Origin of the sequence: Alcanivorax sp. HI0007, from assembly GCF_001635525.1 — a bacterium.
In the GTDB taxonomy this organism is placed as follows: Bacteria; Pseudomonadota; Gammaproteobacteria; order Pseudomonadales; family Alcanivoracaceae; genus Alcanivorax.
Window position 1 is genome coordinate 22,645 of the sequence record NZ_LWEJ01000270.1, and the last position, 6,246, is coordinate 28,890.

At 57.4% G+C, this 6,246-nt stretch carries 5 protein-coding genes and 3 pseudogenes; 4 read left to right on the top strand and 4 right to left on the bottom strand.

Features of this window, described 5'->3' with window-relative positions; genetic code table 11:
• Positions 1-57 precede the first annotated feature (57 nt).
• From A3714_RS16140 to A3714_RS16155, 4 genes are all read left to right on the top strand, one after another.
• Positions 58-921, top strand: coding sequence for a YicC/YloC family endoribonuclease (locus A3714_RS16140; protein WP_063508272.1), 864 nt, complete (start codon positions 58-60; stop codon positions 919-921).
• Between the two features lie 292 nt (positions 922-1,213).
• A complete protein-coding gene (locus A3714_RS16145) occupies positions 1,214-2,431 on the top strand; it encodes a site-specific integrase (protein ID WP_063508271.1) in 1,218 nt (405 codons plus the stop codon).
• Positions 2,432-2,880: 449 nt separating this feature from the next.
• Complete coding sequence (locus A3714_RS16150) at positions 2,881-3,195, top strand: helix-turn-helix domain-containing protein (protein ID WP_052042919.1); 315 nt, start codon at positions 2,881-2,883, stop codon at positions 3,193-3,195.
• Positions 3,196-3,428: 233 nt separating this feature from the next.
• Positions 3,429-4,352 (top strand): alpha/beta hydrolase, encoded by a 924-nt coding sequence (locus tag A3714_RS16155; protein WP_035248713.1) that lies wholly within the window; start codon positions 3,429-3,431, stop codon positions 4,350-4,352.
• A gap of 74 nt (positions 4,353-4,426) precedes the next feature.
• On the opposite strand, the gene A3714_RS16160 is transcribed toward A3714_RS16155, so the two are convergent.
• The 4 genes and pseudogenes from A3714_RS16160 to A3714_RS16165 form a co-directional block, all read right to left on the bottom strand.
• The gene (locus tag A3714_RS16160; protein WP_231866110.1) at positions 4,427-4,996 is read right to left on the bottom strand and encodes a LysR substrate-binding domain-containing protein; all 570 of its coding nucleotides are present in this window, start codon (positions 4,994-4,996) and stop codon (positions 4,427-4,429) included.
• A gap of 189 nt (positions 4,997-5,185) precedes the next feature.
• A pseudogene (locus A3714_RS18305) lies at positions 5,186-5,312 on the bottom strand (LysR family transcriptional regulator); the annotation flags it as partial.
• Positions 5,313-5,506: 194 nt separating this feature from the next.
• A pseudogene (locus tag A3714_RS17605) lies at positions 5,507-5,668 on the bottom strand (integrase core domain-containing protein); the annotation flags it as partial.
• Between the two features lie 19 nt (positions 5,669-5,687).
• A pseudogene (locus tag A3714_RS16165) lies at positions 5,688-6,062 on the bottom strand (iron-containing alcohol dehydrogenase); the annotation flags it as partial.
• Positions 6,063-6,246 lie beyond the last annotated feature (184 nt).

Genomic DNA, 6,246 nt, shown 5'->3' on the forward strand with positions numbered 1-6,246 from the left:
CCGGGCCCTGTGGTCTAGACTATGGGTCCGTCCCAACAGCTGTTTCGAGGTTCACCCATGATCTGCAGTATGACCGCCTTTGCCCGCGCCGACCGTCATCTGGAAGGTTACAGCCTGGTCTGGGAGATCAAAGCCGTGAACCACCGGTACCTGGAAGTGAGCCCGCGTCTGCCCGATGCGCTGCGCGCCCTGGAAAACGGCGTGCGCGAGAAATGCCGCAAGGCCCTGGCCCGGGGCAAGGTGGAAGTGACCCTGCGCTACCAGCAGGACGACAGTGAGGCATCCTTGGAATTGAACGAGGAGCTGGTCAAACAGCTTTCCGACGTGTCCCGCCGGGTGGGCGACATCGTCCAGCACCCGGGGCAAGTGAATCCCATGGAAATCCTCCGCTACCCCGGCGTTCTCAGTACCCGCCAGCTGGATGTGGAGCTGCTACAGAACGAGTCCCTGTCCCTGCTGGATGAGGCCCTGGAAGCCCTTGTCGACACCCGCCGCCGGGAAGGGGAGCAACTGGGCCAGCTGATCGTCGACCGGCTGGATGGCATCGGTACCCAGATCGAGATCGTCAAAGCCGCCATTCCCCGCATCAAGGACGCTCAGCGGGAGCGCCTGCGTACCCGCATTCAGGATGTGATCGACTCGCCGGACCCGGACCGGCTGGAGCAGGAACTGGTGATGCTGGCCCAGAAAATGGACGTGGACGAAGAACTGGACCGCCTGGTGACCCACGTCAGCGAAGTGCGCCGCATCCTCAAGAAGGGCGGCCACATCGGTCGCCGGCTGGATTTTCTGATGCAGGAGCTCAACCGCGAAGCCAACACCCTGGCAAGCAAATCCGTAGACAGCGAAACCACAGCGGCGGCGGTGGAGCTCAAGGTGCTCATCGAGCAGATGCGGGAGCAGATCCAGAATATCGAGTAAAATCCAGGTAAGTCCATAATCGTATTTAATACGTTGTTTTTAAAGAATTAAATTCGAAACTCAATCCATGGAAATCCACTGCCATCCACCACTATCCAGACAAAAGTGGTGGGCAAAATGGTGGGCAAAAACGTGACTTTTCCCTCCCTGACACCTATATTGACCTGAAATGGTGGGCAGCCATCAAGAGACTGCCTGCATACCATTGATAACAGAGAATTTTTCTCTTTAATCAACAAAAAAAAAGTGGTGGGCAGCCTGTTTTTATAGGCTCAAACGCCACAAGGTCAAAATGAGCAAACTCAGCGCCACTCAGATCAAGTCCCTGGCAAAGCAGGCCCCCAAGAAGCATACCGATGGTGGCGGCCTCTATTTCTGCGTGCGCAAGTCAGGCACGCCCTACTGGATGCTGCGCTACAGCGCCCAAGGCAAGCGCCACGAGATTACCTTGGGCCAATACCCCCAGATGTCCCTGGGTGACGCCCGGGAAGCCGCTGTGCTGACCAAGCAAGGCATCCGAACGGGCACCGACCCAATCCAGGAAAGGGCCAAAGTTGTCCAGCCCGACATCCGCACCGTCAAAGACCTCTTCCAGGACTGGCATGAGACCGATCTGTCCCGGCGCCTGAAACACCCCAACATCCCCAAGCGCATCTACCAGAAAGAAATCCACCCGGTGATCGGCCTCTACCCGATTGCCGACGTCACCCCAAGGGATATCCGGGCAGTCCTGCAGCGCGTTCAGCGCAGCAACCGCCCCACCATCGCCAATGACACCCTGATGTACATGAAGCAGCTGTTTCGTCATGGCATCAAACTGGACCTGTGCCAGAACAACCCGGCCAGTCCCTTCACCGTCAGCGACGCCGGCGGCGTCGAAGCCAGCCGGGAGCGCACCCTGACGCTGGAAGAAATCGAACATTCCTTTGGGGTCTTCCGGGAGCACATCAGCAGCTTTGGTCGAGACAACTATCGGGCCTGCTGCTTGTTCCTGGTGCTAGGCGTGAGAAAAAGCGAGCTATGCGAGGCCCGCTGGGAAGAATTCGACCTCGAGGCCGGAATCTGGGATCTCTCCAAAGAGCGCAGCAAGACTGGCGCATCGATCACCATCCCTCTGCCAACCCAAGCCATTGAGTGGCTAAAGGTACAGCAAGGCCATGCCTGCGGCTCCCCCTATGTGTTCCCTGCCAGGCGCGCCAGCAAACGCCCCCACATGGGCCCTGACACCCTGAACCGCGCCATTTCCAAGCTATTTGGCCGAGAGGCTGGCCGGAAGGTGCAGCCACCCAACAAAATGGACGACTTGGAACACTTCACCATCCACGACCTGCGACGCACCTTCCGCAGCCTCGCAGCTGCGGAAGGTGTGCCGAGCCATGTGGCGGAGAGGTGTTTGAATCACAAGCTGAAGGGGGTTGAGGGGATTTATGATCGGTATGATTATTTTGAGGAGCGAAAAATAGCTCACCAGCGAGTAGCCAACGCCATAGAAGCCTTAATACACCTATGATGTACAGGTGTGTTTAGGCTGTATTTATTGACTATCGACAACCATAAGCCAAGACCCTGAACTACAACCTATACAAAGAATCGGGATTTTGATGGACTCGCTTGGACACCTCTGGACAATCAGCAGCCTGCATCACACAACAGCAAATGTGGCCACGAATCGCTGTCCTGCTACCCTGCGCCGCCCAATGGCTTATGCATAATCTTTTAACCTGATCCAGCTCCCTAGCGCCACAGGTTGTCGCTTCTGCCTCGGATTCATTTTTGCCAGCCAGGTTGTTTAGTCAATCTATAACCGCTCAAGATACTGGCCGCTTGCGAAAAGATGGCGCCGCTTATACGCAGGGAAATTTGTTGGAGCCTGTTGTGCTCGCCGCTGGGGGGGGGCGGCGGCGTTACACCAAATCGGCAGAAAGACAGCGACATCACTCGCATCGGTCGGGTCACGACTTGGATGCATGCGAATTATCAAAAGTCTTTCAAAGTCGGGGAGCTGACCGCTATGCCGAATATAAGCCCCGCGTTTTTCATCGGCATTTCAAGACCATCAGCCAGCTAACCCAGGTGCAGTTCCAGGAGCGGGTGCGTTTGCAGGAAGCCTGGCGGCTGCTATTCAGCGAGCAGGACGTGGCCAGCGTTGATTACCTGGTCGGTTATGAAAGCCCGTCCCAGTTCAGCCGCGACTACCACAAGCTTTTTGGTGCTCCGTCAGATCGAGACAAGGCGATGATGCGGTCTAGTTTGGCGATTGAGAGTGGGGTTTAGGTGCTCGTAGACATGGAGCTGGCCTACCCCCCTTTGGGGTACGAAATAAGAGATCTGGGAAGATATTGCATCATGCAGTAAAGCGCAGTGTCGAAAATGTAGTACTGCCTTAATTCATTGGCTAAGCTAATAACCCCTTCCTTAAATTGCCATCTAATCAGAACAATCCCCGCTTGCTACCGTGAATCCCATAGTCACTGACCAACCTAATGGATTCACAAGAGGGTAAGACCATGAAAGCTGTGAGCTTCAAGAACCGTAATGTCGATGTGGCCGCCAATCTGTACTTCCCGGAAGGCTTTGATGCGTCCCGGCAGTACCCCACGATTATCTGTGCGCACCCGATCAGTAGCTGCAAGGAGCAGACCTCCGGTGCGATCTATGCCGCCCGGCTGGCGAAAATGGGGTATGTGACGCTGGCGTTTGATGCGTCCTTCCAGGGGGAAAGTGGTGGCGAGCCACGTTTTCTGGAAGACCCGGCGACCCGGGTGGAGGACTTCCGCTGTGCGGTGGACTATCTGGTGACCCAGGATTTTGTGGATGAGAGCCGCATCGGGGTGCTGGGTATTTGTGGCGGTGGCGGTTATGCCGTGCATGCGGCCATGACGGAGCGTCGTATCAAGGCGGTGGGCACCGTGGTGGCGGCCAACTATGGGCGGCTGATGCGCGAGGGGGATATGTCCCCGAATGCAGCGATCCAGACCCTGGAGGCCATTGGCCAGCAGCGTACCGCCGAGGCCCGTGGGGCGGAGCCGCTGATCACCGGCTATATTCCCAACTCGAAAGACGAGTGTGAGCAGGCAGGCATTACCGATATTGATGTGGTGGAAGCGGTGGATTACTACACCACGCCGCGCGGGCAGCAGCCGGGTTCCCCCAACAAGCTGCGTTTCTCAGGGCTGGCACCGGCAGTGGCCTTCGATGCGTTCCATCTGGCTGAGCATCTGCTGACCCAGCCGCTGCAAGTCATCATCGGCAGCAAGACCGGGGCCTTCGGTTCTCACCGGGATGGCTACGAGCTGTATGGCCGTGCGGCGTCGAAAAACAAGGATCTGCTGGTGGTCGATGGTGCCAGCCATTATGACCTGTACGATCAGCCGCAAGCGGTGGATCAGGCGTTGGCAAAACTGCAGCAGTTTTATCAGGATCACTTGTAACACATCGCGACAGCATCAAGGGCGGCCAGGTTGGTCGCCCTTTTTTATATTCGGTCGATTGGTTTCGAGAGCTCTCAGGTAAGGCGCAAGGCATCAACCACCATGGCAAAGGCAGTGGAGGCCTTGCGGCGGCTGGTGTAATAGAGGTGATAGCCGGGAAAGGTGTGGCTATAGCGATCCAGCACGGAGATCAGGCTGCCGTCGTCCAGTCCCGGCTGGGCCAGGGCTTCTGGAAGGTAGGCCAGGCCCATGCCGTCTTTGGCCGCTTGCAGCACTTGCAGGATGCTGTTGAATACCAGTTGTCCTTCCGTGTGGGTTTTCACTTCTTTCTTGCGTACCTGAAACAGCCAGGGGAAGACGCCGCCCTGGGTGGGCAGGCGCAGGTTGATGGCGTTGTGTGCCACCAGGTCCTGGGGTTTTTGCGGTGGCGTGTGTCGGTTGAAGTAGTCCGGTGAGCCCACCACGACCATGCGGATCGGCGGGCAGATCGGTACTGCAATCATGTCCTTGGCAATCAGTCCGGCGCGGCGTACCCCGGCATCGAATCGTTCCTTGGCAATATCCACCAGTCCATAGTCCACGCTTAGTTCCACCTTGATATCCGGGTGGTCACGCAGCAGGGGCTGCAGGGCTGGCCACAGCACGGTGGAGACGGCAAATTCATCGGCGGTGATGCGTACGGTGCCGGCGGGTTTGCCCTTGAGCGAGTGCAGCTCCGCCAGCCCGGCGTCGATATCGTCCAGCGCCGGCCCTACCAGTTCCAGCAGCCGGTCGCCGGCTTCCGTGGTGGTGACGCTGCGGGTGGTGCGGTTGAGCAGCTTCAGGTCCAGCCGCTCCTCCAGGTTACGCAGGGTCTGACTGAGGGGACTGGGACACACCCAGCCCGGCGGCGGCGCGGGTAAAGCTCTGTTCCCGAGCCACGGCCATAAAGGCGATCAGATCGTTCAGGTTCTCTTTCATGACTAATTAGCTGCGCTAATGGCTGATTCGGTATTGATCATGAAAGCATGAAGCGCGGAGGGGTGCCAGATTTAGTGATTCATGCGTGTCACCGACGTCTATCACGGAAAGCAGAATCGTTCTACGGGCTCACTGAGGAAGCAATCCATGAAGGTGTAATCCACCCATTTTTCATCGCTCGTTTGAGTATAGAGTCACTGTAGCAATCGGGCCGGAGGCACTCCGCCAATGGCCGAATTGGGCCATCCGTTATTGTATTGCCACCGCCACTGTGTGGTTAATAGCTGGGCATGGGCAACGCAGGTGAACTCGTGGAGATCCAGCCACTCGCGCCATGTCGTTCGATTAAATCGTTGTCCCCGTTTCCACAAAACCTCAGGCCTGCATCTTCTTCAACAGTGCCTCACACACCGTCTGATTCATATAGCGCGGTACCGCATAACTGAAATGCGCTTCCTGCAATGCAGCCCTGGCAATGTCGGGAACATCTTCGCTGCGCAATGCGTCCAGCTTCTCGGGAATGCCAAGCTCCTGTTTCAGTTCGCGGACACGTTTGATGAATTTTCCTGCCAGCGCTTCATCGGTTTCACCGCCCTGCTCCAGGCCGCTGACGCGGGCCAGTTCGGCCAGGCGCTCAATGCAGGCGGGGGCGGAATATTCGAGTACGTGAGGCAGCACAATGGCATTCGCCAGGCCATGGGGCGTGTGATAGTGGGCGCCGAAGTTGTGGGCAATGCCGTGGGCGTAGCCAAGACCGGCGCGGTGAGAAGCTGGCCTTTACTACCTTGCTTTTACTTTTTGTCGTTACCGCATTCATCCCGGACCTCCTTAACAGGGAAGCCGGCCTGCGAACCGGCAGGCCGGCACCCTGTATGTGACAGTTCAGTCTTTACGGTACTCAGTCATTGCGATACATGGTTACCACACAGGCACC

Bases quoted from the DNA above. Each gene is read 5' to 3' on its own strand.
- A3714_RS16145 (WP_063508271.1), top strand. From the start codon at position 1,214: ATGAGCAAACTCAGCGCCACTCAGATCAAGTCCCTGGCAAAGCAGGCC.
- A3714_RS16155 (WP_035248713.1), top strand. From the start codon at position 3,429: ATGAAAGCTGTGAGCTTCAAGAACCGTAATGTCGATGTGGCCGCCAAT.
- A3714_RS16140 (WP_063508272.1), top strand. From the start codon at position 58: ATGATCTGCAGTATGACCGCCTTTGCCCGCGCCGACCGTCATCTGGAA.